Source organism: Bellilinea caldifistulae (genome assembly GCF_001306055.1).
Classification (GTDB): Bacteria; Chloroflexota; Anaerolineae; order Anaerolineales; family Anaerolineaceae; genus Bellilinea; species Bellilinea caldifistulae.
In genome coordinates, this window is the sequence record NZ_LGHJ01000011.1 from 72279 (window position 1) to 95560 (window position 23282).

The 23282-nt window shown below is 56.8% G+C and carries 19 protein-coding genes and 1 tRNA gene; 3 read left to right on the top strand and 17 right to left on the bottom strand.

What is annotated here, in order from left to right; genetic code table 11:
* Positions 1 to 196: 196 nt before the first annotated feature.
* Entirely contained in the window at positions 197 to 3034 is a 2838-nt protein-coding gene (locus tag AC812_RS04975; RefSeq protein WP_061919811.1) for a PQQ-binding-like beta-propeller repeat protein, read from the top strand.
* Between the two features lie 509 nt (positions 3035 to 3543).
* On the opposite strand, the gene AC812_RS04980 is transcribed toward AC812_RS04975, so the two are convergent.
* Positions 3544 to 3616, bottom strand: a tRNA-Arg gene (locus tag AC812_RS04980).
* 98 nt (positions 3617 to 3714) lie between these two features.
* Here AC812_RS04980 and AC812_RS04985 point away from each other — a divergent pair.
* Entirely contained in the window at positions 3715 to 4386 is a 672-nt protein-coding gene (locus AC812_RS04985; protein WP_061919813.1) for a TetR/AcrR family transcriptional regulator, read from the top strand.
* On the opposite strand, the gene AC812_RS04990 is transcribed toward AC812_RS04985, so the two are convergent.
* The 15 genes from AC812_RS04990 to AC812_RS05060 form a co-directional block, all read right to left on the bottom strand.
* A complete protein-coding gene (locus AC812_RS04990) occupies positions 4373 to 5818 on the bottom strand; it encodes an NADH-quinone oxidoreductase subunit N (RefSeq protein ID WP_061919815.1) in 1446 nt (481 codons plus the stop codon). The two genes, AC812_RS04985 and AC812_RS04990, sit on opposite strands and share 14 nt — an antisense overlap.
* Before the next feature lie 10 nt (positions 5819 to 5828).
* Positions 5829 to 7340, bottom strand: a complete 1512-nt coding sequence (locus AC812_RS04995) for a complex I subunit 4 family protein (RefSeq protein ID WP_061919816.1) — start codon at positions 7338 to 7340, stop codon at positions 5829 to 5831.
* Between the two features lie 30 nt (positions 7341 to 7370).
* The gene (gene nuoL, locus AC812_RS05000; protein WP_061919818.1) at positions 7371 to 9353 is read right to left on the bottom strand and encodes an NADH-quinone oxidoreductase subunit L; all 1983 of its coding nucleotides are present in this window, start codon (positions 9351 to 9353) and stop codon (positions 7371 to 7373) included.
* A gap of 79 nt (positions 9354 to 9432) precedes the next feature.
* Complete coding sequence (gene nuoK, locus AC812_RS05005) at positions 9433 to 9732, bottom strand: NADH-quinone oxidoreductase subunit NuoK (protein ID WP_061919820.1); 300 nt, start codon at positions 9730 to 9732, stop codon at positions 9433 to 9435.
* A 3-nt stretch (positions 9733 to 9735) separates the two neighbouring features.
* Positions 9736 to 10293 (bottom strand): NADH-quinone oxidoreductase subunit J family protein, encoded by a 558-nt coding sequence (locus AC812_RS05010; protein WP_061919822.1) that lies wholly within the window; start codon positions 10291 to 10293, stop codon positions 9736 to 9738.
* Positions 10294 to 10310: 17 nt separating this feature from the next.
* Complete coding sequence (nuoI, locus tag AC812_RS05015; protein ID WP_061919824.1) at positions 10311 to 10802, bottom strand: NADH-quinone oxidoreductase subunit NuoI; 492 nt, start codon at positions 10800 to 10802, stop codon at positions 10311 to 10313.
* Between the two features lie 4 nt (positions 10803 to 10806).
* Positions 10807 to 11838 carry an NADH-quinone oxidoreductase subunit NuoH gene (gene nuoH / locus AC812_RS05020; RefSeq protein WP_061919826.1) on the bottom strand — a complete coding sequence of 344 codons (1032 nt, stop codon included), beginning with the start codon at positions 11836 to 11838 and terminating at the stop codon, positions 10807 to 10809.
* A gap of 11 nt (positions 11839 to 11849) precedes the next feature.
* On the bottom strand, positions 11850 to 14342 hold the full coding sequence (nuoG, locus tag AC812_RS05025) for an NADH-quinone oxidoreductase subunit NuoG (RefSeq protein ID WP_061919828.1): 2493 nt from the start codon (positions 14340 to 14342) through the stop codon (positions 11850 to 11852).
* On the bottom strand, positions 14339 to 15610 hold the full coding sequence (nuoF, locus tag AC812_RS05030) for an NADH-quinone oxidoreductase subunit NuoF (protein ID WP_061919830.1): 1272 nt from the start codon (positions 15608 to 15610) through the stop codon (positions 14339 to 14341). The genes nuoG and nuoF overlap by 4 nt, the downstream gene beginning before the upstream one ends.
* The gene (locus AC812_RS05035) at positions 15607 to 16128 is read right to left on the bottom strand and encodes an NADH-quinone oxidoreductase subunit NuoE family protein (RefSeq protein ID WP_061919832.1); all 522 of its coding nucleotides are present in this window, start codon (positions 16126 to 16128) and stop codon (positions 15607 to 15609) included. The genes nuoF and AC812_RS05035 overlap by 4 nt, the downstream gene beginning before the upstream one ends.
* Positions 16125 to 17354: an NADH dehydrogenase (quinone) subunit D gene (gene nuoD, locus AC812_RS05040; RefSeq protein WP_061919834.1), complete on the bottom strand. Its 1230-nt coding sequence runs from the start codon at positions 17352 to 17354 to the stop codon at positions 16125 to 16127. The genes AC812_RS05035 and nuoD overlap by 4 nt, the downstream gene beginning before the upstream one ends.
* Positions 17355 to 17367: 13 nt before the next feature.
* Entirely contained in the window at positions 17368 to 17880 is a 513-nt protein-coding gene (locus AC812_RS05045; RefSeq protein WP_061919836.1) for an NADH-quinone oxidoreductase subunit C, read from the bottom strand.
* 75 nt (positions 17881 to 17955) lie between these two features.
* Positions 17956 to 18438, bottom strand: a complete 483-nt coding sequence (locus AC812_RS05050) for an NADH-quinone oxidoreductase subunit B (RefSeq protein WP_061919838.1) — start codon at positions 18436 to 18438, stop codon at positions 17956 to 17958.
* Positions 18429 to 18785, bottom strand: coding sequence for an NADH-quinone oxidoreductase subunit A (locus AC812_RS05055; RefSeq protein WP_061919840.1), 357 nt, complete (start codon positions 18783 to 18785; stop codon positions 18429 to 18431). The genes AC812_RS05050 and AC812_RS05055 overlap by 10 nt, the downstream gene beginning before the upstream one ends.
* A 178-nt stretch (positions 18786 to 18963) precedes the next feature.
* On the bottom strand, positions 18964 to 20181 hold the full coding sequence (locus AC812_RS05060; protein ID WP_145962601.1) for a M28 family peptidase: 1218 nt from the start codon (positions 20179 to 20181) through the stop codon (positions 18964 to 18966).
* A gap of 139 nt (positions 20182 to 20320) precedes the next feature.
* Between AC812_RS05060 and AC812_RS05065 the strand changes: the two genes are divergently transcribed.
* Positions 20321 to 21373, top strand: coding sequence for a potassium channel family protein (locus tag AC812_RS05065; RefSeq protein ID WP_061919844.1), 1053 nt, complete (start codon positions 20321 to 20323; stop codon positions 21371 to 21373).
* Here AC812_RS05065 and AC812_RS05070 read toward each other — a convergent pair.
* Entirely contained in the window at positions 21370 to 23259 is a 1890-nt protein-coding gene (locus tag AC812_RS05070) for a DUF6541 family protein (protein WP_061919846.1), read from the bottom strand. The two genes, AC812_RS05065 and AC812_RS05070, sit on opposite strands and share 4 nt — an antisense overlap.
* Between the last annotated feature and the right edge of the window lie 23 nt (positions 23260 to 23282).

A 23282-nucleotide genomic window follows, 5' to 3' on the forward strand; every position in this document is an offset into this window, starting at 1 on the left:
CAAACTGCTGCTTTGACCAGGCCTGTAAAACCGCCTCATAGTCCCCAAAGTTTACAGTATTGTAAATTCCGCCAACCATTCCTTGACAGATAGAATGCTTGATATTTATACTCAACAAAGTAATGTTCCTGAGCGACAGGGGGCAATCGCAACTTAACGATACCCAAACAGGAACTCTTTATAAGGGAAAAGTCTCATGATGCAACCAAATGCTCCTGTCGCAACTTTCGAGTACTTTTTGAGCCTTAAAAACAACTTACAAAAATTTTTTTTCATCACGCTGCTGATTGTCCTGCTGGCAACAACCGTCCAGCCTGTCGCCGGGTATTCACCCCGCCAGTTGACTGCTAATGAAAGCATAAACCTGAAAAGCCCGTACAGTGGCCTCAATCAGGTGATACCCAATGATGATGGTGGGGTGATTTACCTTCCTCTCGTCAGCCGGGGGATCAGCAGCGAAAACTGGTCAACCCTGGCAGCCAACCCCCAACGCACATCGTGGATCAGCCACGATGTGACAGGCAATTTATCCCTCCAGTGGTACCGCCCCATTGAAGCCTACATCCCCCAAAATGTGCAAATTATTGCCGTGGACGGGCTGTTGTATATCTCCACTGCAAAAGGTTTGATTGTTCTCAACGCCGCCGACGGCTCCGTGGCCTGGCGCTTTGACACCGAAATGCCGCTGGGAAATTCCCCCACGGTGGACAATGGCGTGGTTTATGTGGGCGGTTATGACCGCAAACTTCACGCCCTGGATGCCCGTACCGGCCAGTATCTCTGGTCATTTTCCGGAGCAGGCGCCGGTTATAGCGCCAACCCGCTGGTCGCGGATGGCAAGGTGATCATCGGCAACCGGGACGGGAAAATGTACGCCATCGGGGCACACAATACTCCCCGACAGGGTCAGCTACTCTGGTCCTTCACCGCCGGCGGGCCAATTTTCCTCACCGCGGCTTACAACAACAACACCGTCTATTTTGCAGCCGGCGACAACCGCGCTTACGCTCTCAACGCTACCACCGGCGCCCTCATCTGGCGCTCCGAAACCATGCCCGGCGAGCAGTTCCAATCCTACTGGCCGGTCATTTATCAGGATAAGGTCATTTTTTCGGTTGCCCAGGGCTACCGCACCAGTTCCCGCCCGGGCTTGAACAGCCTGACCTCACAATCCGGCAGCACTTTCGGCACGTACCGCGAACTGCAACTGGAAGGTATTTTTGAAGGTTTCCCCGAAGGGCAAATTTTCGGCGCAATCTACGGTCCTCAACCAGGATCCAATGGTTTTCAGGTCGTTGATGCCAGCAGTGTGCTGGAATATCTGGAAGAAGATCCCGCTGCTGATCCTTTCAAACACAAGCCGTGGCGGCGGGTGTTTGTGGTGCTGAATCAAAGTAATGGTCAGGAATACCGCTTCGATACTGACAACGACGGCAACCTGGAATACGCCCCGTTTGCATGGTGGGGCACTAACTCCGGCAACCGTTACCCGCCCATCGCCGGACCGGATGGCACGCTCTATGCCGGCTCACTCTACCAGTGCTGCTCCGACTCAAAAGGGAGAGTGATGGGGTGGCACCTGGGCGAACCCTTCTTGAGTGTAATTGGCGGCGCTGGCGCGCTGGCTGAACCTCAGGCGATTTCCGGAGGCGGCACTGTCATCTACCGCAATCTGTGTTGTGATCGCGTTGGTGATTATTTTTCGGTAACTACCCCCGGGCAAAGCCGCCAGCTGTGGTCGTACAACCTCAGCCAACAGGCGCCCGGCTATGATCCCACCTGGGTGATCTGGCCCGGCTGGCCGCGCTTGCAGGGCTGGTACCGCGGCACCACCAACAGCGTCAACGCCGCTTACCACAATCACGGCGACCAAAACCCGATCATCCCGCATCAGGGGATGTTATTCACCCATCGCAGCAACACCATCATTGCCTACGGCAGCGGCAGTGGGCCGGGCTTATTGCCCATCGTGCGGATCAACCCACCCTCTTCTTATGGAAGTTCACTGGACAACAGCCAATTGATCAGCCGATTGGAAAACGAAATCAGCAAAATGATTGACGCCGGTCATCTGCGGCCGGGTTATTACAATCCCGGTCAATTTGCGGCAAACAACTCCGAATTTGTGGATTACTTCGACAACCCCGGTGAAACTCTCTATGTTCTGAGCATTGCCTACCCGCTGCTCTCCGCCAATCTGCAAAATCGGCTTCGGCCTTATTTACAACAACACTTCAGCGCCTTTTTCGACCCCAATATGTACGCCACCATCGGTTGGAACACCGGGGCAGCCCGTGAGGATATGGTACTCCCCCCTGAAGTGCAGAACGATCTGAAGAACCACCCGCCGCGCGCCCGGGCAAGGGGTTTTTCGTGGGAATATCCACCCTTCAATTTTTATGCCATGTGGAAATATGCGCAGATCTTTCCGAATGATGCCGGCCGGATTTATGATCTCGCCCGCAGTAAAATCAACGTGCAATGGTCGGCAAGTCTCTCAAACGATCGCTTCCGCGAGAGGCCATTTGAGCACAATGCCTATCTGGCCGGCTACTACGGCTTTCTGCGATTACAGGAAATGGCCGGCCGTACGACGCAGGATGCTCAACTGCGCACCCAGGTGACGAATGAATACAACCGCCTGCTCGCGCTTCGCGCACAATTATTCAGCAAAGATTCATACTGGGTCAACGACCGATACCACAAAAAACATCTGGATGTTTCCGCCAATTTTCTCTGGCTGGTACCGGAAGTAGCCGATTATCTGCGCCAAAACCGGCTCAGTCAAGTTCAGGCAGCGGTTCAGGAATACGAAGCGGTCGCCCCGTACTGGTTCGTTGCTCGCTTTGAGTCCAGCCTGGGTGAAGGGGTGATGGCAAACCTTTACAGCATTCCGGCTCTCTTTCAGGCCAGGGCATTGATTTTACGGGAAAACAAAGCCCAGCTCACCAAGTACATTGACACACCCGCCTTCAGCCGCGGCGATTTGTTCTACATCCAGAATCTGGTATTCGCCATTCAAGCCGGAAACTAAACCATCACCGGCTCAATTGCCGGCTCTGATTCAGCGCCACGGCATGGATATCTTCCTGCAGTGGCGCTGAATCTCATTTTGTAACTTTCAGCGCCCCCGCAGGGATTCGAATATCATCCCCTTCCGGGGACCCTGAACCTCACCGGCTCTTCCGTATTCAGCGCCCCCGCAGGGATTCGAATATCATCCCCTTCCGGGGACCCTGAACCTCACCGGCTCTTCCGTATTCAGCGCCCCCCCAGGATTCGAATATCATCCCCTTCCGGGGACCCTGAACCTCACCGGCTCTTCCGTATTCAGCGCCCCCGCAGGGATTCGAATATCATCCCCTTCCGGGGACCCTGAACCTCACCGGCTCTTCCGTATTCAGCGCCCCCCCAGGATTCGAATATCATCCCCTTCCGGGGACCCTGAACCTCACCGGCTCTTCCGTATTCAGCGCCCCCGCAGGGATTCGAATATCATCCCCTTCCGGGGACCCTGAACCTCACCGGCTCTTCCGTATTCAGCGCCCCCGCAGGGATTCGAACCCTGAACCTCCAGATTCGAAGTCTGTCACTCTGTCCATTGAGCTACGGGGGCTGTTGCGCCTATTATACCGCAATTTTTAATTACTTGACTTTCATTTCCTCCATCCCTATAATTGACCGGTAGTCATCATCTCCGGAGGCCATTCAACCATGCCACGTACCCGCGCCATCTCCCCCGCCCAGAAAGATGCCCGCCGCAACGCCATCCTCCATGCCGCGGCTGAACTGTTCCAAAACGCCCCCTACGAGCAAATCATCATGCAGCAGATTGCTGACCGTGCCGGTCTTGCCAAAGGCACCCTTTTCCTGTACTTTGAATCCAAAGAACAGTTATTCCTGACCCTGACGGTTGAAAACCTCAACCGCTGGTTGGACGATTTAAGCGCCGATTTACACGCCCAAACCCCACCGCTGATGACGCTTGCCTTCACCCGGCTGGTGGAACGCAGTCTGCGCCGTCAACCTGCACCCGCCGGTCAAACCATTTTACTCCGCCTGCTTAGCCTGCATCCAACTCGTCTGACACAGGCTCTCAATTCGGACAGCATTGACAAAATAACCCGGCCGCTCCATGTTTCCCTGCAAACCACAGCCGACTTGATCGAAAGCCGGCTGCCTTATTTGCAGCCCGGTCAAGGCCAGGTCATTCTGCGGCGGATGATTGCCCTGTTAATTGGGTTGCCGGGATCACTCACCCTGACCCCGGCTGAGGATTCGCCTTCGGATGTCTTTGCAGAGTTTTCAGCCGTGTTGAACCTGCAACTGTACGCGCTGGAAACACTCCACCGCCGCAAAAGCGCAACCCCAACTACTGCAAACTGAGAATCGCCTGGGCTGCCATCTGCAAAATTTGATTGGGTAGCAGGCTCAACCCAACCACCGCCAGTGCCGAACCCACCGCCACCAGACTCAACCAGCCGTCCCGGCGGATGCGCGGTTCACCGCTGCGCATGAACATCATCACTACCACGCGCAGGTAGTAATACGCCGAAATCAGCGAAGAAAGCAAGCCGATCAAAGCCAGTTCCACATATCCCGCATCCACGGTAGCGCGGAAGAGGAACAACTTGCCCCAAAAGCCCATGGTCAGTGGAATACCAGTCAGCGAGAGCATGAACACCAGCATCGCCACGCCCAGCCAGGGGTACTTCAGCCCTAAACCGGCGTAATCATCCAGTTCCAGGCCCTGATAATCGTTCTGCTCCACCGAAATGACCACCGCCCACGCCCCGAAGGTGGTCAGTGTGTAGGCCAGCAGATAGAACAACATCGCCGCCACCGCCTGACCGGCTACCTGCGGGTTGCCATAAGCCACAAACGCCATCAGCAAATAACCACCGTGGGAAATACTGGAATAAGCCAGCAGCCGTTTGAGATTGGTCTGAGCAATCGCCAGCAGGTTTCCGATCAGCATGGTCAATGCCGCAATCCCCCAGCCGAGTGGCGCCATCTCCGCCGCCAGGCTTGGGAAGGCCGTCAGGAAAACCCGTAACAAGACCGCAACCCCGGCTGCCTTGACCGCCACTGCCATGAAACTGGAAACCGGCGTAGGCGCGCCCTGATAAACATCCGGCGCCCACTCATGGAAGGGAACCGCTGCCAGTTTGAAGGCAAAACCGACCAGCATCAGCGCAGCCCCGGCGATGAAAAGCGGAAGATTGAGGGCACCTTGCCCCACCCGCTCGATGATCAACGCCAGGCTGGTTGTGGCTGTTGCCCCAAAAATCAGGGCGATACCGTACAACACAAATGCAGATGAGAATGTCCCCAGCAGAAAGTACTTTAAGGAAGACTCTTCCGATTCTGGCCGCTCGCGCGCCAGCCCGGCCAGCACATACAGCGGGATGGAGAGAAATTCCAGCGCCAGGAAGACCATGATCAGGTTATAAGCCTGGGTCACCAGCATCATGCCGGCAATCGAGAAAAACATCAGCGGGTAGAACTCGCCCCGTTCGAGATTCATGCGTTTCAGATAGTCGTGAGAGAGCGCCACCACCACCAAACCGCTGACCAGATACAACACGTTCAGGTAGACGGCAAAACCGTCCACGATGATCATGTTCTGAAACGCCAGCCCGCTGCCGCCCGATTGCGAAAGCGTAACCCCCATCGTCACAGCCAGGCCCAATGCCGCCAGGGCTGCCACAATGCCCTTGCGTCCCTTGGGCACCCATAAATCCACCACCAGCAGGAGCAGCGCCCAAACCAGCAATGTGATAATCGGAAGTGTGAGAATGAAATCGCTCAGGTTCATCGCATCGCTCCTAATGAATGGCCAGCATCGCGGCACCCTGCACCAGTGAAACCAACCGTTCCACACTCGGGTTAATCAGGTTGAAAAACGGCGCCGGGTACAGGCCGATCCAGAAAATCAGCACCAGCAGAGGTACCAGTGTAATCACCTCGCGGGCATTCAAATCCTTCAGGGAGAGGTTGGCCTCCACCCGCACCGGGCCCAGGAAGACCCGCTCAAACATCACCAGCAGATAAACAGCCGCCAGAATGACCCCAATCGTCGCCGCTCCGGCAAAGTAGGGGCTGTTCAACACCTGCGAACCGAACGCCCCCAGTAAAATGGTGAACTCGCCCACAAAGCCGTTCAGCCCCGGTAAACCCGCGGAAGAGAGCATGACAATCAGCGTCAACGCCCCCAAAATCGGCATGACCTTCCAGATGCCGCCATAGGCGCTCATCTCACGGGTGTGGCGGCGTTCATACAGCATGCCCACAATCAAAAACAACGCGCCGGTGCTCAACCCATGGTTGATCATTTGCAGCACGCCGCCCGCCAGCCCCTGCTGGGTGAGCGCAAAGATGCCCAGCATCACAAACCCCAGATGGCTGACCGAGGAATAGGCCACCAGCTTCTTCACATCTTTCTGCATCAATGAAACCGCCGCTCCGTACAGAATGCCGATCACCGCCAGAACGGCCATGTAGGGTGCCGCTTGTAAACTGGCTTCGGGGAAAAGCGGCAGGTTGAAGCGCAAAAAACCGTAACCGCCCATCTTCAACAATACCCCCGCCAGAATGACCGAGCCAGCCGTCGGTGCTTCCACGTGGGCATCCGGCAGCCAGGTATGCAGCGGGAACATCGGCACTTTGATGGCAAACGCCAGCGCAAAGGCAAGGAACAGCCACAACTGAGTCTGGGCAAATAACTGCCGTTGAGCCAGCAGATCATTCCACGCAAAACTACCCACCTGCAGGCCCATCACCAGAATCGCCAGCAGCATCAGCAGTGAACCGAACATCGTAAACAGGAAAAACTTAACCGCGGCATAAACCCGGCGTTCACCACCCCACACCCCAATCAGGAAGTACATGGGTACCAGTGTGAACTCCCAGAAGATGTAGAAAAGCACCAGATCGAGCGCCAGAAAGACGCCAATCATGCCGGTTTCCAGCAGCAGGAAGAAAGCCATGAACCCCTTGACCCGTTCTTCAACGGCAGACCAGGTCGAAAGGATGGCAATCGGGGTCAGGAAAGTGGTCAGCATCACCAGCAGAATGCTCAGCCCGTCCACCCCCAGATAAAAATCAATCGAGATACCGCCAACCCGCAGCCACGAGGTTCGGTACACCAGTTGCAGGTCGCCTCTGGCAGGATCGAACAGAGCCAGCATCGCCAGCGACACCCCAAAAGTTGCCAGCGAGGTCAGTAGCGCCGTCCAGCGGATGGCGTTTTTCTGTTCGGCTTTAAGGAACAGAATAATGAAAAACCCGATCAGCGGCAAAAAAGTGACCAGAAGAAGCGGATGAAGTCCAAAAATCATGAGAACTCCTTGATCCACAAGATGACAGCCTCAGCGCAATACCAGATAGGTGACCACCAGCACCACACCCAGCAGAATGGTCAGCGCATACGAACGCACATAGCCGTTTTGGATGCGCCGCCACGATTGAGCCGTGGAACGCAGCAGGTTACCAACCCCGTTGACCAGCCCGTCAATCACCCCCTGATCCACAGGTTGAGCGAGGAACTGCGCCAACCGCAGATAGGGTTTTACCACAACGGCCTGATACAACTCATCCACCCACCATTTGTGTTCCAGCGCTAAAAACAGCCCATTGAGCGGTCTGGCAAGCGGGTCGGGCTGGCGGGCATCTTCCAGCGGTTTGCGTCCATAAACCAGCCAGCCGATCAGCAGACCGGTCAAAGCCACCGCCAGCGAAATCAGCGCCACCGAGAGGATGAACCTGGCCGGCTCCACCCCATACAGGCTGTGTTCCAGCCACTTTTCCAGCCAATGAGTGGTGGGAAAGTTGAGCAAACCGCCAACCGCGGCCAGCACCGCCAGAATAACCAGCGGAACGGTCACAACCGCCGGGCTTTCTGCTGCGCCAGCGGCGGCTTCGCTGCGCGGTTTGCCAAAGAAGACCATCGCCAGCTGACGGGCAACATAGAAAGCCGTCAGGAATGCGGCTGCGGTCAGCACAAGATAGACCGCCGGATGATGCAGACTGGCATCCGCCAGAATTTCATCCTTGGAAAAGAAGCCGGAGAGCGGCGCAATCCCTGCCAGGGCCAGTGCACCGATCAGATAGACCCAAAAAGTGAGCGGCATTTTTTCACGCAAGCCGCCCATGTTGCGCATGTCCTGCGGGTCAAAGGCGGAATGATGCCCCTCAGTGTGACTGCCGTGCGCCGCGGCGTGTTCATGGCCGTGTTCCATGCCTAAAATCACCGAGCCGGCCCCCAAAAAGAGCAGCGCTTTAAAGAACGCATGGGTAACCAGATGGAACATCCCTGCCACGGCAGCCCCCATCCCGACCGCTGTGACCATAAAACCCAGCTGGCTGATGGTCGAATAAGCCAGCACTTTTTTGATGTCGTACTGCCCCACCGCAATTGTTGCCGCAAAAAAGGCCGTGGCAGCCCCAACCCACATTACCACATCCTGCGCCAGCACCACCTGCTGGTAGAGGGCCTGCGAGCGTGCCACCAGGTAGACACCCGCCGTAACCATCGTTGCCGCATGGATGAGCGCCGAAACCGGGGTTGGGCCGGCCATCGCATCCGGCAACCACACGTACAACGGCAGCTGCGCCGATTTACCGGTTACACCCAGCAGCATGAACAACGTGATCGCCAGAATGACACCCGGCAGGGCAGCCGCAACCTGCGGGGCCTGCGCAAAGACTGTTTCAAAATCCAGACTGCCAAAATTGTAGAAAATCAGAAAAATAGCAATCAGTAAACCAAAGTCGCCAATGCGGTTGACCACAAAGGCTTTCTTGGCAGCCTGAGCGTTGGCAATTCCACCGGCGCCCTTCTCGAACCAGAACCCGATCAGCAGGTACGAACATAGGCCAACCCCTTCCCAGCCGACGAACAGCATCAGGAAGTTGTCGGCGCTGACCAGAATCATCATCGCCGCCACAAACAGGTTGAGAAACACAAAGAAGCGGCGGAAGCGGCCGGGTTCACCATTATGGCGCACATCGGCGTGCATGTAACCGATGGAATAAATGTGAATCAGGCTACCCACCCCGGCAACCACCAGCATCATCGTCACCGAAAGCGTATCCACGCGGAAATTCCAGTCAGCAACGAAGTCCCCCACGGCCAACCAGCGCAGGAAAGGATAGGTAGCCCCCTCCGGATGTCCGGCCAATCCCAGAGCCAGCAACACCGCCACACCGAAGGACAAACCGGCAGCCAGACTGGCAATGATGCCAATGCCCTTTTCTCCCAGGCGTTTACCCAACAATAAATTCAGCAAAATACCCAGCACAGGGAAGAAAACGACCCACGGCGCAAGTGGTAATACCGTTTCAAAGTTCATTCAGTCTTCTCCCGTTCCCAGAATGAAAGCCAAACCGGCAGCAAATTGGACAAGTAGAAAATCAAATGGACGTCCCCCCTCACCCTTTGAGCATGCTCATCTCATCCAGATCAATGGTGCGTTTGGCGCGGAAGATGGCCACCATCAAAGCCAACCCCACGGCAACCTCCGCCGCCGCCGTTGTCATCACAAAAAAGACGAACAAATCCCCGTCCAAAATCTGATGATAAGCCGAGAAAGCCACAAACACCAGATTGGCGGCATTGAACATCAATTCCAGCGACATGAATACCACCAGCGGATTGCGGCGCAAAATGACACCCAGCACCCCAATCGCAAACATGGCCGCCGAAAGGATCAGATAATAACTCATTGGCATGGCTTAACCCTCCACGGGTGTTTCAGGTTTTTGAATGCCCGGTTTTGGCCGGGTGGGACCTTCGTGCTTGGAAAGCAGGATGGCACCAACGGTAGCCGCCAGCAGGATGAAGGCCGTCACTTCAAACGGCAACAGGTAACGGTTGAACAGCAGCATGCCAATTTCCGCCGGACTGGCAAAGGTTTGCGGAATAGCCGGAATGGCCTGGAGCGGCGTGGTGCGCAGCAAGTAGTACAGCACAATTTCAGCCAGAAAGATCACCACCAGCAAGATGCCCAAAGCCCGCTGCCCGCGTAGCGGTTCATCGAGCATCAGGTTTTCGGCGCCCAGCAGCATGATCACAAAGATGAACAGCACCATGATCGAACCGGCGTAAACCGTCACCTGCGCAAAGGCGATGAACGGTGCTCCTAATGCCAGATACAGCAAACCGACCGCAACGAAGTTGACCACCAGAAAAAGCGCCGAATACAAGGCATTCCGGCTGACTATCAAGCCAACCGCCGAAACAATGACCGTCAAACCGAGTATTCCATAGACCAGCAGGACGCCAATATCCATTCGCTTGGTTTTCCTCCTTAATCCTGTGGATCCTGCATCACCGGCACCGAGCGGGTGTACTTGCCCGGTTCGGTATTCTGCGGGGTGGGTTTGCCGCCCGGCGGAACCGGCTCCAGCAGCATATCTTTGGTGTAGATGGATTGATGCCGGTCGGTAAAAGAAAGTTCGTAGTTGTCGCCCAGCACGATGGCCTCGGTTGGGCAGGCATCCTCGCAGAATCCACAAAAGATGCAGCGCAGCATGTTGATTTCGTAGGTGCTGGCATAGCGTTCACCGGGAGAGTAGCGTTCCTCATCGGTATTCTCGGCCGATTCCACAAAAATCGCGTCGGCCGGGCAGGCGGCTGCACACAACGAACATCCAATACACTTTTCCAACCCGTTTTCATAGCGTTTCAGCACGTGGCGCCCCTTGAAGCGTGTCCGCACCGGCCGCTTAACTTCCGGGTACTGAATTGTAACCGGTTGCTGAAACATCTCCCGAAGCGTCGTCAACAAGCCTTTGATCATACCATTAACCTCCTGCTAAAACGATCACCGCAGCGGTGACGATCACATTCACCAAGCCAAGCGGGAACATGATCTTCCAACCAAGCTGCATCAGCCGATCATAGCGGATGCGCGGCAATGTTGCCCGCACCCAAATCATGAAGAACAACCACAAAGCCACCTTTAAGAACAACCAGTGCGGCCCGGAAGCAAACAGCCAGCCAATCACCGGCAAGCCGCTTAACATGGTCAGCGGCGAAAGATAGCCACCCAAAAACAGGGTTGCCCCAATCATCGAAACCGCAATCATCTTAATGTATTCGGCCATGAAGAACAGGGCAAACTTCATGCCGGAGTACTCGGCATGATAACCGGCGGTCAGCTCCTGCTCAGCCTCCGGCATATCGAACGGCGCCCGGTTGACCTCCGCCAGCGAAGCCGCCAGGAACAGCACAAACCCGGCCGGCTGCAGGAAGATAAACCACAATTTCTGCTGAGCGCGCACAATTTCCAGCATGCTCATTGAGCCGGTCAGTAAAATCGGCCCGACAAACGAAAGTCCCAGCGCCAGTTCGTAACTGATCATCTGAGCGGTAGCCCGCAACCCGCCCAGCGTGGCGTATTTGTTGTTGGATGACCAGCCCGCCAGGGCAATCCCATAGACCGAGATGGAAGTCACCGCCATGATATACAGGATGGCGACATTGACATCCGTCAGATAGAGCGTGTAGGTCTTACCGAACAGGGTAACCGATTCTCCCCACGGGATGACCGCTGTGACCACCAGCGCCGGGATGACGGTGATGACGGGCGCCAGCGTAAACAGCAGCTTGTCGGCCCCTGCGGGGGTCAACTCCTCTTTGAAAATCAATTTGATGCCATCCGCCACGGGTTGAAGCAAGCCGAACGGTCCGGCGCGGTTTGGCCCAACCCGCGCCTGAATGCGCGCCAGTACTTTGCGTTCGTACAAAGTCACATAGGCAAACCCGCCGGTCAGCACCAGAATTATGATCAGCGATTTGATGACCCATTCCCAAATTTGTGCGGCTGTAACCATGTATGCTCCTTTCAATCCGCAGATGCAACCGTCAGGCGCTCTAACCGCACGGCCGACAGGGCCGAGCATGGAATTCCAGTACTGCGCACCGCCAGCGCCATCTTCAACGGCACTTCCTCATCCAGTTCAACCTGCGCTTCGGCCGACCAGCCATCCCGGCTCAGGCGCAACGTCTCGCCAGCATTCAAGCCAAAAGCGGCGGCCGTTTGCGGATGCAGGCGGATGGTTTTACCCGCCAGCCGTTGATGCAGCAGCGCCGAGGGCAGCACTGTGTTGCCGCGGTCATACAGGCGTGTGACCGGCACAAGCAGAATTTCTCCTTCCCCCGCCGTGACGGAGGCAGCAGTTTGAGACTGCCCAACCGCCACCGGCCGAGCAGCCGGTAACAACGGCAGTTGCACACCCAATCCCTGATGATTATCGTAGGCAGTGCCGCCGTAGTACAAATCCGACCGGCCGATGATGGGGTACTGCGGTGTGACTTCTGCCAGTTGAGTGTAGGTCAGACCGGCATAGGCCGGCAGCGTTTTTACCAGCCGCAAGAAGACCAGCGAAGCCGCCCTTCCTTCCAGATCCAGCCCCAGCGCTTTGCCGATCCCGGCTGCCACCGCAAAATCGGGACGGGTTTGCGGACGGGGCGGCAGAGCCGGGTAGAAGCGCTGTACCCGCCGTTCCCCGGAGGTGAGGGTACCTTCCCTTTCGGTAAAGGCCTGCACCGGCAGCACCAGATCGGCACGCCGGGCGGTTTCGGTCATGAACAACTCCTGCACGATGACAAAGCCGGTTTCTTCCAGCGCCTGAGCCAGCAGCGGATCATCACCAGCCGGGTCTGCTGCCGCAATCAGGGCAACTTCGACGTTACGCAGGGCAGCCGGCAGGTCTTCCACCGGGCGGAAGCCGGCATCCCAGGCGCCCTGATCGTTGGCGCGCTGCCAGACGGCTAACAGGCCATTGTTGACCTGTCCGACTTTACCCCGCGCCGCCAGAATGGCCGCCGCCGTTTGAGCCAGCCCTTGGGAAGCAGCCAGCCCAGCCCCTTCACTGCCGTATACAATCACTGCATTTTCTGCCGAGTGAAATTCCTGCACGGCAGCCTGATAGGCTTCCGGCACGGCTGCGCCGGGTAAAAATGTCGCCAGCGCCTGGCTCTCCTCGCCGTAGGCATACCGCAGGGTATGCGTGGCAAATTTATCCAGCCGGGTTGAGCGCGGATTCAGCACAATCAAACGTGCGCCGCGCTGAGCGGCCGCTTTGATGCGCAACCACCACACCGGTGCCTCTTCGTGCAGGTCACTGGCCACCACCAGAATGGCCGTCTCTTTGCCCATGCTGCCAAAATTGCTGCCGGGCGCCAGCCCGTAACTGGCGGTCAGGTCACCGCCTGCCATATCGCTGTACAGAACGGCTTGCCCGTTGCGCGCCAGCGTCAATTCGCGCAGGTTGAACAAATCCTCATTGGAAAGACGTCCCCCAGTCAGAGTTAATAAATTCTGACTTGCACGGATTTTCTGGGCAGCTAACTGATAAGCCTCCTCCCAGCTAATTTCCTCAAAACCATCCCCTCTGCGCACCAGCGGCTGGGTCAAGCGCTGGGGGCTTTCGGTGTAGTGATAAGCAAAGCGGCCCTTGTCGCAAATCCAGATTTCGTTGACCTGCTCGTTCTGACGCGGCATGACCCGCTTGATGACCGGGTTGCCGCCGGCGCGCGCCTCACGGCGGGTGTTGAAGGTCAGGTTGCAACCCACCGGACAGTGAGTACAAATCGAAGCCGAGGACTTCAACTCCCACGGGCGCGCCCCGAAGCGGAAGTCGGCCGTCGTCAGCGCACCTACCGGGCAAATATCCGTGGTATTGCCGGAGAAAATCGAGTCGAAGCCCGGCTCGGAATACGTCACAATTTCCAGCCGCCGTCCGCGGTTGTAAAAACCGATGACCGGATCATCGGCAATCACATCCTGAAAACGCACACACCGCGCGCACTGGATACAGCGCTCGCGGTCGAGGTAAATCAGTTCCCCCAGCGGAACGTGCTTGGCAAGGTGAATTTTGTCATCGTACAAGAAGCGCGATTGCCCCGGCCCAAACCCCATCGTCAGGTTTTGCAGCGGACATTCGCCGCCTTTGTCGCAAATCGGGCAGTCCAGGGGATGCGAAGTCAGGATGAACTCCAACACCTCACGGCGAGCATCGGCGACCACTTTGGTTTGAGTCCGCACCACCATCCCCTCCGAAACGGGCGTGGTGCAGGCCGTTTCCAGTTTCGGGCCGAATTGAATGCGCGGTTTGCCGTTTTCATCCAGTAGAACCTCTCCCGTGCCGCGATCCACCATCGGCCGGCCGATTTCCACCAGACACATCCGGCACATACCCACCGGTTCCATCTTGGGGTGATAGCAGAAAACCGGGATGTCGTTGCCAATTTGCTTGGCAGCATCTACCACCAGGGTACCGGCCGGTACGCTTACCGGTTGATCGTCAATTGTCAGCGTAACCAGTTTTGTCATGATTGAACCTCTAAGGACGGGGTTGCCACCTTTTCCAGATAGTCGGAGCGGAATTTTTGGATCGAAGACAACACCGGAAGAATAGAGAACTCACCCAGCGCGCACAGGCATTTGCCCTGCATCTGACCGGCCACGGCTTGCAGCAATTCCACATCCGCCTCGGCGGCTTTGCCAGCCACAATCCGGTCAAGGATATGAGTCATCCAGTAGGTTCCTTCGCGGCAGGGGGTACACTTGCCGCAGGATTCGTGCTTGAAGAAGTGGGTGGTCTTTTGCGCCAGCCAGGCCATGTTGACTGTCTCGTCCAGCACAATCACCGAAGCCGAACCGAGCGAAGCACCCAGCCCAACCAGTGATTCGTAGTCCATCGGCGTGTCGAGCGCCCGTTCATCCGCCATGATCAGGGTAGAAGAGGCCCCCGCCGACATAATCGCTTTGATGTTACGTCCTTCTGGAATGCCGCCGCCGTAGTTGTAAATCAACTCGCGGAAGGTGGTGCCCAGTGGCAGTTCGTAATTTCCCGGACGGTTGACATGCCCGGACAGGCTGAATATCTTGACCCCCGGACTCTTGTCCGTGCCGAAGTCGCGGTACCAGGCTGCCCCGTTCTGGATGATCGGCGGGACGTTTGCCAGCGTTTCGACATTGTTGATCACCGTCGGGCGGGCGTACAAACCCGCCACCGCCGGGAAGGGCGGGCGCAGACGCGGCTGCCCCAGTTTGCCCTCCAGCGATTCGAGCAGGGCGGTTTCTTCCCCGCAGATGTAGGCCCCCGCGCCCATGTGGGTGTACAGGCGCAGGCTGTAATTCGTGCCAAACAGACCCTCTCCCAGTAAACCGGCAGCTTCCAGTTCGGCAATTTTCTGATCAAGCAGTTTACCAATGTGCCAGTACTCACCCCGCAGGTAGATGTAAGCCGTGTTGGCCTGAATGGCAAAAGCAGCGATCATCAACCCCTCCAAAAACTGGAACGGGTTGCTCTCCATAATTTCGCGATCTTTGAAGGTGCCCGGCTCGGATTCATCGGCATTGGCCACCACATAATGCGGCCAGATGGTGTTGGGGCAGAACGACCATTTCAAACCGGTGGGAAAACCGGCCCCGCCGCGTCCGCGCAGCCCCGAGTCCTTGACCACCTGAATCACTTCCGTCGGCTGGAGCGAAGTGACCGCCTTGCGGAAAGCCTCAAACCCGCCATGCTGTTGATACACCTCCAGCCGGTCAAGATGGGGAATATCCCGATGGCGCAGGAGAATGTGCTGGCTCATGCTTGTTCTCCTTTCGCCGCTCTGGCCTGCTCGCGCAGCGCCTCAATCACTGCCAGGGCGGTTTCTACCGTCTGGTTTTCATGAAAGACGATCTCGCCATCCCCCTGAACCTGAAAGACCGGGGCGCGGTGACAGGCGCCGATGCACTTGACCTCTTCCAGATGGAAGAGACCATCCGGTGTGGTTTCGCCCACACCAATCCCCAGTTTTTCGCTCAGCTGGCGCAGGAAGTCCTCTGCGCCGCGTAAGGCGCAGGGCAGGTCGGTACATACCTGAATGTGGTAACGTCCCAGCGGTTGGTCGTAATAAAGCGTGTAAAAACCGACAATGGACGCCACATCCGTGATTGAAATCTCGCAAATCTCGGCAATATCGCGCAAATCCTGGGCGCGGATGTAACCCTCCGCCCGCTGGGCAAGGTACAGCAGCGGCATCACCGCCGAACGTTTGCGCTCCGCGGGGTATTTTGCCAGAATGCGCTCAACTTCTTCGGGATATTGGGCTCGTAAAGCGTTCACCGGTCAGCATCTCCCAAAACAATATCAACACTTCCGATGATTCCCACCAGGTCGGCAATGAAATGGTTGCGGGTGAGAATCGGCATGGCTTGTAAATTGGCAAACGACGGGGTGTTGTAGTGAACCCGGTACGGTTTTGGGCCGCCATCCCCTTCCAGATAAACACCCAGTTCACCGCGCGGGCCTTCGGTAGCCGCGTATACATATTCCTTCGGAGCCGGGAATCCCTCCGTCCACAATTTGAAGTGGTGGATCAACGCTTCCATGCTCACGCCCAGTTCCGAGCGCGGCGGCGGCACGAATTTACGGTTATTGCTGCGCACCGGACCGTAGGGCAGGCGGTCGAGCGCCTGGCGGATGATGCGCACCGATTGGCGCATTTCCTCCACACGCACCAGATAGCGCCCGTACACATCCCCGCTGCTTGCGGTTGGGATTTCAAAATCGTACTGCTCATAACCGCTGTAGGGACGCACTTTACGCAGGTCGTAGGGGATGCCGGTCGCGCGGATCACCGGGCCGCTCAGGCCCCAGCGCTTGCAGTCCTCGGCAGAAATCACACCAATGCCCTGGGTGCGTTCCAGGAAGAGCATGTTGGTGGTCAGCATGGATTCGTATTCATCAATTCGCGCCGGCATGATCTCGACAATGTGGCGCACGGCGGCTTCAAATTCGGCCGGTACATCCCGCCAAACGCCACCTGGGCGGATGTAGGTCGTCATCATGCGCTGACCGGAGACCATCTCGAACACATCCAGAATCAGTTCGCGTTCACGCATGCAATAAAGGAACACCGACATAGCCGCCAGATCCAGCGAGCTGGTGCCCAACCAGAGCAGGTGTGAAGAAATGCGCTGCAGCTCCGCCAGGATCACTCGCAAAGCCTGCGCGCGGGGCGGTACATCCAACCCGACCAGTTTTTCAACCGCCAGACAGTAGGTCAGGTTGTTGCCCATATTATTCATGTAATCAATCCGGTCGGTCATCACCTCGGCTTGCTGGTAGGTTTTGGCCTCCATGTTCTTTTCGATGCCGGTGTGCAGAAAGCCGATATCCGGAATGCAGTTAACCACAATCTCACCATCCAGCTCCAGCAGCAGGCGCAGCACGCCGTGGGTACTGGGGTGCTGCGGCCCCATGTTGAGTAGCATGGTTTCACCGGCAAGGGCGCGCTCGCTGACCAGATGCCGCAGTTCATCAACGGTTACAGGGCGTAATTCGGTCATGGCTGCCTCCGCTTCATTCCTTTGCATACGGCTTACGCCGGTCAATTTCTTCGTAATTAAATGAAAACTGCGGTTCCTCATAGCCGAGCGGATAATCTTTACGCAGCGGATGACCCACCCAGTCGTAGGGCATCAAAATCCGCCGCATGTCGGAATGCCCATCGAAGGTGATGCCGAACATGTCCCAAATTTCGCGCTCTTTCCAGTTGGCGTTGGGGAAGATGCCCTCGATGGTATCCACATGCGGAGCGTTGCCATCCAGCGGAACGCGCAAACGCAACAGAAGATTGTGAGCCATCGAGTAAAACTGATAGACCACATGAAAACGCGGCGTCTGTTCCGGCCAGTAATCCACCGCGGTTGCGTCAATTAAGACATCAAAGCCGCACTCGTCCCGCAGGGACTGCACGGCTTCCAGAAGATGTTCCCGGCTGAGGATCAGGGTGGTTTCACCGGCGTAACAATGCAAACCGGCGTTGAACCGTTCCTGAAAGTCCTGGACCACTTTTTCGAGATGTTCGCTCATCCGTTACTCCATCCTGCTTGTTCCAAAAATCACATGATGTGGAGAGGGGTCAACCTCTCCCTACGGGTAAACCAACTATGCCCAATCCTTCAATTTCTCACGTTTGACTTTCTCGTGCAGGGTCATCACGCCGTGAATCAGACCCTCCGGGCGCGGCGGGCAGCCAGCCACGTACACATCTACCGGTACCACCTCATCCACACCCTGCACAATGGCGTAGTTATTGAACACGCCACCGCAGGAAGCGCAATCACCCATGGCAATCACCCATTTGGGATCGGGCATCTGATCGTATAACTGCCGCAATACGGGCGCCATCTTGCGCGAGACGCGTCCGGCGACAATCATCAAATCCGACTGGCGCGGACTGGCCCGCATCAATTCCATCCCAAAGCGGCTCATGTCGTAAGCCGGCGCCTGGGCGGCCATCATCTCAATGGCGCAACACGCCAGGCCAAACAACATCGGCCACATCGAATTGGTGCGCGCCCAGTTGACTACCTGTTCAAGCGATGTGGTTACAACCCCTAAATTGCCGGTTTTCTGCTCTAGTCCCATTCTAATGCTCCTTTCTTCCACGCGTACAAATGCGCTACCTCTAAAACGACCAGAAACACCAGCATCCCGAGCAGCCCCAGTGTCCCCAGTTTACGAAGCACCACCGCCCAGGATACTACAAACACAACCTCGATATCGAAGAGAATGAAAAGAACAGCAATCAGATAATACCGCACCGACATGCGCCGCCGGCCGGGGCCGTAAGGTACCATGCCCGACTCATAAGGAGCCATCTTGCGTGGGGTGGGACGGCGCGGGCCGAACAACACGCCCAGCAAAACGACAATGAAGCCAATCAAAACGGCGAGTGCAAGGATGACCAGCAGGGGAAGGTAATCTTCGAACATGATCGGCCTTTCAATTCGCACAAATATAGTCCAAGTACCCGAATGTGAGTATATCACATTCGGGAACGCTGGTGGTAAATTTCACAAGAAAAACGGCTAAACGAACAGAGGTGAAATACTCCCCTATTTTACTTTCTTTTTGAAATTATGCAACAAAGATGTCTATACTTTTATGGGACTACTCCCCTTCAAGATGGTGGATCAAGTCCGCCACTGCCAGCGCCGTTTCAACAATCCTGTCCGGCTCGATGAGATCAGGCGTATCCCTTTCGGTATGAATCACATCCTGCATCAGGTCGGCCATTTTTTCAGAAGCAAACGCCAGCGCCGGCACTCCATGGATCAAAAACAGACTGTGGTCACTCTGCACCCAGCTTTCGCCCTCCACCAGCCCGCCAAATTTTGCAAATCGCCCGCGAATCATGGCCTCCAATGGATTTGGCAGTTGATACAGCGAAAATGCGGTGCGCCCTTCGCGAAAACCCACCAGATCAAAATTAATTCCCAGCCCAATTTCAGTAAATCGCCCCTGATTTTCCTTCAACCAGATTACTTCACCGGGGTTGGAGTAGTAATCTTCCCCGTTGAGCGCGGTCAATTCAACTGTCCAGTTGAGACGCTCCCCCCGCAGCATTTCTGCCAGCAACAGCAAGATGGTCACCCCGCTGGCGTTATCCAGCGCGCCGGGTGTGCCTATTTTCGCATCGAAATGGGCAAAACACACCACCCTGCGGCTGCTTTTGCCGGGCAACATCGCCCGGATATTATTCCCCTGTGACGGCATACGCCGGGCGCGAATTTCCAGCTCAACCATTTTACCGGCCTGTTCCGCCAATTTTTCTCCCTCCTGCTCCGTCATGTAAACCGAGGGAATATCGAAATCGCCGTCCTCAATCAGCGGAAACGGGTAAACACCGCCCGCAATCTGAGGATCACGGCCGGTTGCAGCGATGATCGCCAGCGGAGATTTTCGCTCCAACAGGCCAATCCAATGCTGATGCTGTTCATGTTGATAAAAGGGAAAGTTTTTGGGTGTCCATTGTTGGCGGGTCAATTCACCGTGCAGCAGGACAATCTTCCCCGTAAGGGATACGCTCTCCAATTCGTCCGGACTGCCCACGCAGATCAGCGGGGCAATCCACTTCCCGCCCCGGCCGTAAGGGCTGGCTTTGGCTTCAAATGCCAGCCCGCCAGCACACAGACTACAACCCTCTTCCTCCCAGTCCACACATTCGAAACGGGAGGATTGTACCTGCCAGCCGTTGGAGGAAAAAGCTCGCCGAATATACTCCGCCGCTTTTTGGTTGCCTTCACTACCCACACTCCGCCCCCCTGTTTCCACACACAGGAAGTGCAAATATTCCCTGACCCGTTCTTCCCAATTTTTACTGTTCACAATATCACCTTTCCGGATGGTCAAAATACGTGCCCCGTTCAAAATTGTAAACCAGAAGAATCGGATATACTTCCTACCAGAGGAGGATTAAGCCCCCCCCAAGCGAGGTAATCTGGATTCAAGCAAGGATGGAGCAGTCATGAAAGTGCCCCGCCGGCACTCGAACCAATCCCTTTTTCGTCGCTGGCTGGCTTCATGGCGCGATACGGTCGTGCTTTTGCGCCAATTTCGTACACCGCTGTTGATTTTTGTGGCGGCGCTGCTGGGCGCTGGAGCGCTGTATCAACAACTTTCGGCACGCTTCGCCGAACCGGTGGATGGCTACATCGCTGCCGTGTACCTGATGCTTACCATTGCCTTTTTGCAGCCGAGCGCTGAGTTTCCGCATCATCCTGCTTTACAGATGTTTTACTTCGTCATGCCGGTCATTGGTGTACTCACGCTCGCTCAGGGGCTGGCCGATTTTGGCATCATGCTCTTCAATCGCCGGGCACGCAGCAAGGAGTGGGAAATGGCAATCGCTTCGACTTTTTCCAATCATATCATTCTAATCGGTTTGGGACACCTGGGTTACCGCGTTGTTGAAAAACTGCATCTACTGGGTGAAGCCGTCGTAGTTATTGAACTCGACCCATCCGCCGATCTGGTCAATACCACTCAAAAAATGGGCATCCCGGTCATTCAAGAGGATGCCACCCGTCCAACCGCCCTGGAAGCCGCCGGTGTGGCCCGTGCGCGCGCCATTGTACTGTGTACTCAAAATGACGCCATGAACCTCAAAATCGCCGTCAAAGCCCGCAGCATGAACCCCGGCATCAAAGTCATCGTGCGTATTTTTGATGATGACTTTGCTCAATCGCTTCAGGAACAGTTTGGCTTTGTGGCGATGAGCGCCACCGCCATGGCCGCCCCGGCTTTTGCCGCGGCTGCCGCCGGTGCCGACATCACCAATCCGATCACTGTGGAAGGACAGTCACTCAGCCTTGCCCGCCTGCAGGTCGGCCCAAACTCCGGACTGATCGGCCAGTCCGTTGGCGAAGTGGAAAAAAGGTACGACATCAGCATCGTGCTGATCAAGGACGATCAAATCCAGGACATGCATCCCCCCGCCGAACGGCGGATTGAACTGAATCAAACACTGGTTGTGCTGGGGGGATCATCTCAATTGAATCAGCTGATTCGAGATAACTAACGTTCAAGCTGGAAAAGAAGTACCCCATCCCGCCGGTAAATCAACACCACCTCCGGGCAGTTCAACAATCCCGCCGGCTGAAGGCTACCCCGGCCCTCACGCAGGTACACAAAGGATAGATTGCCCTCGTCTATCAGCGACCAGAACGCCTCATCGCAGGTAGTCAGATGGCTGGCACGTTCAGCCCACTGGTTGATTTGGCGGACTTGCTCCGGATCGCCAAGCGTGTAGAGCACCGGCGGGAGTAAGGTTTGCCGGCCTGTGATCAATGGCAGCCAGTAGCCGCCGTCCACACCCCGGTAAACCCCCGCCATCCATGGGGTGGTATTGATCAGAAAACGGGCATTCGGCGGCGTGTTCTGGCGGATCCATTCGAAAGCCCGCATATCCGCTTTGGACACAAAGATGGTTTCCGGGTTAAGCACCGAGCGGCTCTGCCAGCCGCCCCACCCGATTGCCGCTAAGGCAGCCAGTCCGAGCAGCGCCTGACCGGCCAGCCGCAGACTGCGCCAGCGAAGACGCCCGGCCAGTTCACCCAACCCGACCACCCCATTTGCCAGCAGCAGGGCAGCCGGTAAGAACAAAACAATCGCCATGTGATCCGGCCGGATCGGGTTGAGACGCACGCCCCACGGCAGCATCAGCAGAGCGATCACCAGCCCCCAAAAAGCCAGATGGCGCGCGCCCCTCCGCAGCAGCCCCCATAACAAACCCGCCCCGGCGACCATGAACAACCCATGGCTGTAAGCCGGCCCCAGCAAATAAAGGATGTAATTCCAGTAATCGGCTTGCCCATCATCCAGGGGTAAAACCAGCGAAACCTGCGCGCTTGCCCCAAATTCCTGCCAGATGCGCCACAACCACGGCGCAGCCAGCAACACACCCGCCGCGGCACTCAGCCCGGCCGTCACCCCTCCGCGCAGGTCAACTGCATCCCCGTTCGTCGTCCTCCCCCGCCACCGGCGGAGGATTCCTTCCAGCACCACCAGCGCTGTCCAGAAAGCCAGCAGAAGCAGAGCGGTCAGGTGAGTCAGAGCCACCCCGGCGGTGAGCAGCAAGGCATGTATCCGTTCGACATTCCGCGAAGATGGACGAGCCGCCCGTTCCACCGCCAGCATCGCCAGCGGTAGCAGCACCAGCCCGGCAGAAAGAGTATAGCGCCCCCAGGTAACGTAGTAGGCCGGCATCTGGAAGGCAAACGCCACCAGCAGCCCCGCCAGCCCAGCTCGCTTCCAATCCCCCCACCAACCTTTTGCCAGCCGATAGACCGAAAGCGCAATCAACCCGTTCAACGTTTGACCGAACACCAGCACCCCCGTGGGTACATCCCAGCCGCTCAGCCAGACAAACAGGGCGGTGCTGAGGTGAAAACCGTAATGATAAGCCAGCGGCGCATTGACCTGCGGCGCAAGGGTGGCCGGCAGGCCGCCGTTTTCCAGAATTTTCTGCACAATCAGGGTATGATGCAGCGAGTCGACCCAGGCCGGCAGGTACAATTCCCGCGCCTGAAACCAGCGCCAGTAAAGCGCCCCTGCCACACCGGCCAAACCGGCAGCCAGCCCCAGCCAATGCCGCCAGCCGTATGGCTGACTTTTGGGAGGCAGGCGCAGCAACCCGCCAACGGTGAGCGAGAGCAGACTGATTGCCAGCAGTCCAAAAAGGAGGGCCGTCGTGAACCGAAAATGCACCAAAAAACCTGCCAGGCCCATCAGCGCAGTGAGTGACAGCGATAATCCCACCGCCTCAGCCAGCCATTCGAGCCAGTCCATCGGACGGCGCGCCAGCCAGACCAGCAGCCCGGCCCCGGGCAGCAGCAACACCAGCCCGACGCTCAACGCCGACCAGCCCAACTGTTCAGCAGAAACAAACCACCAATCCGCCGGCATACCTTATCTCTACCTTTTGCACT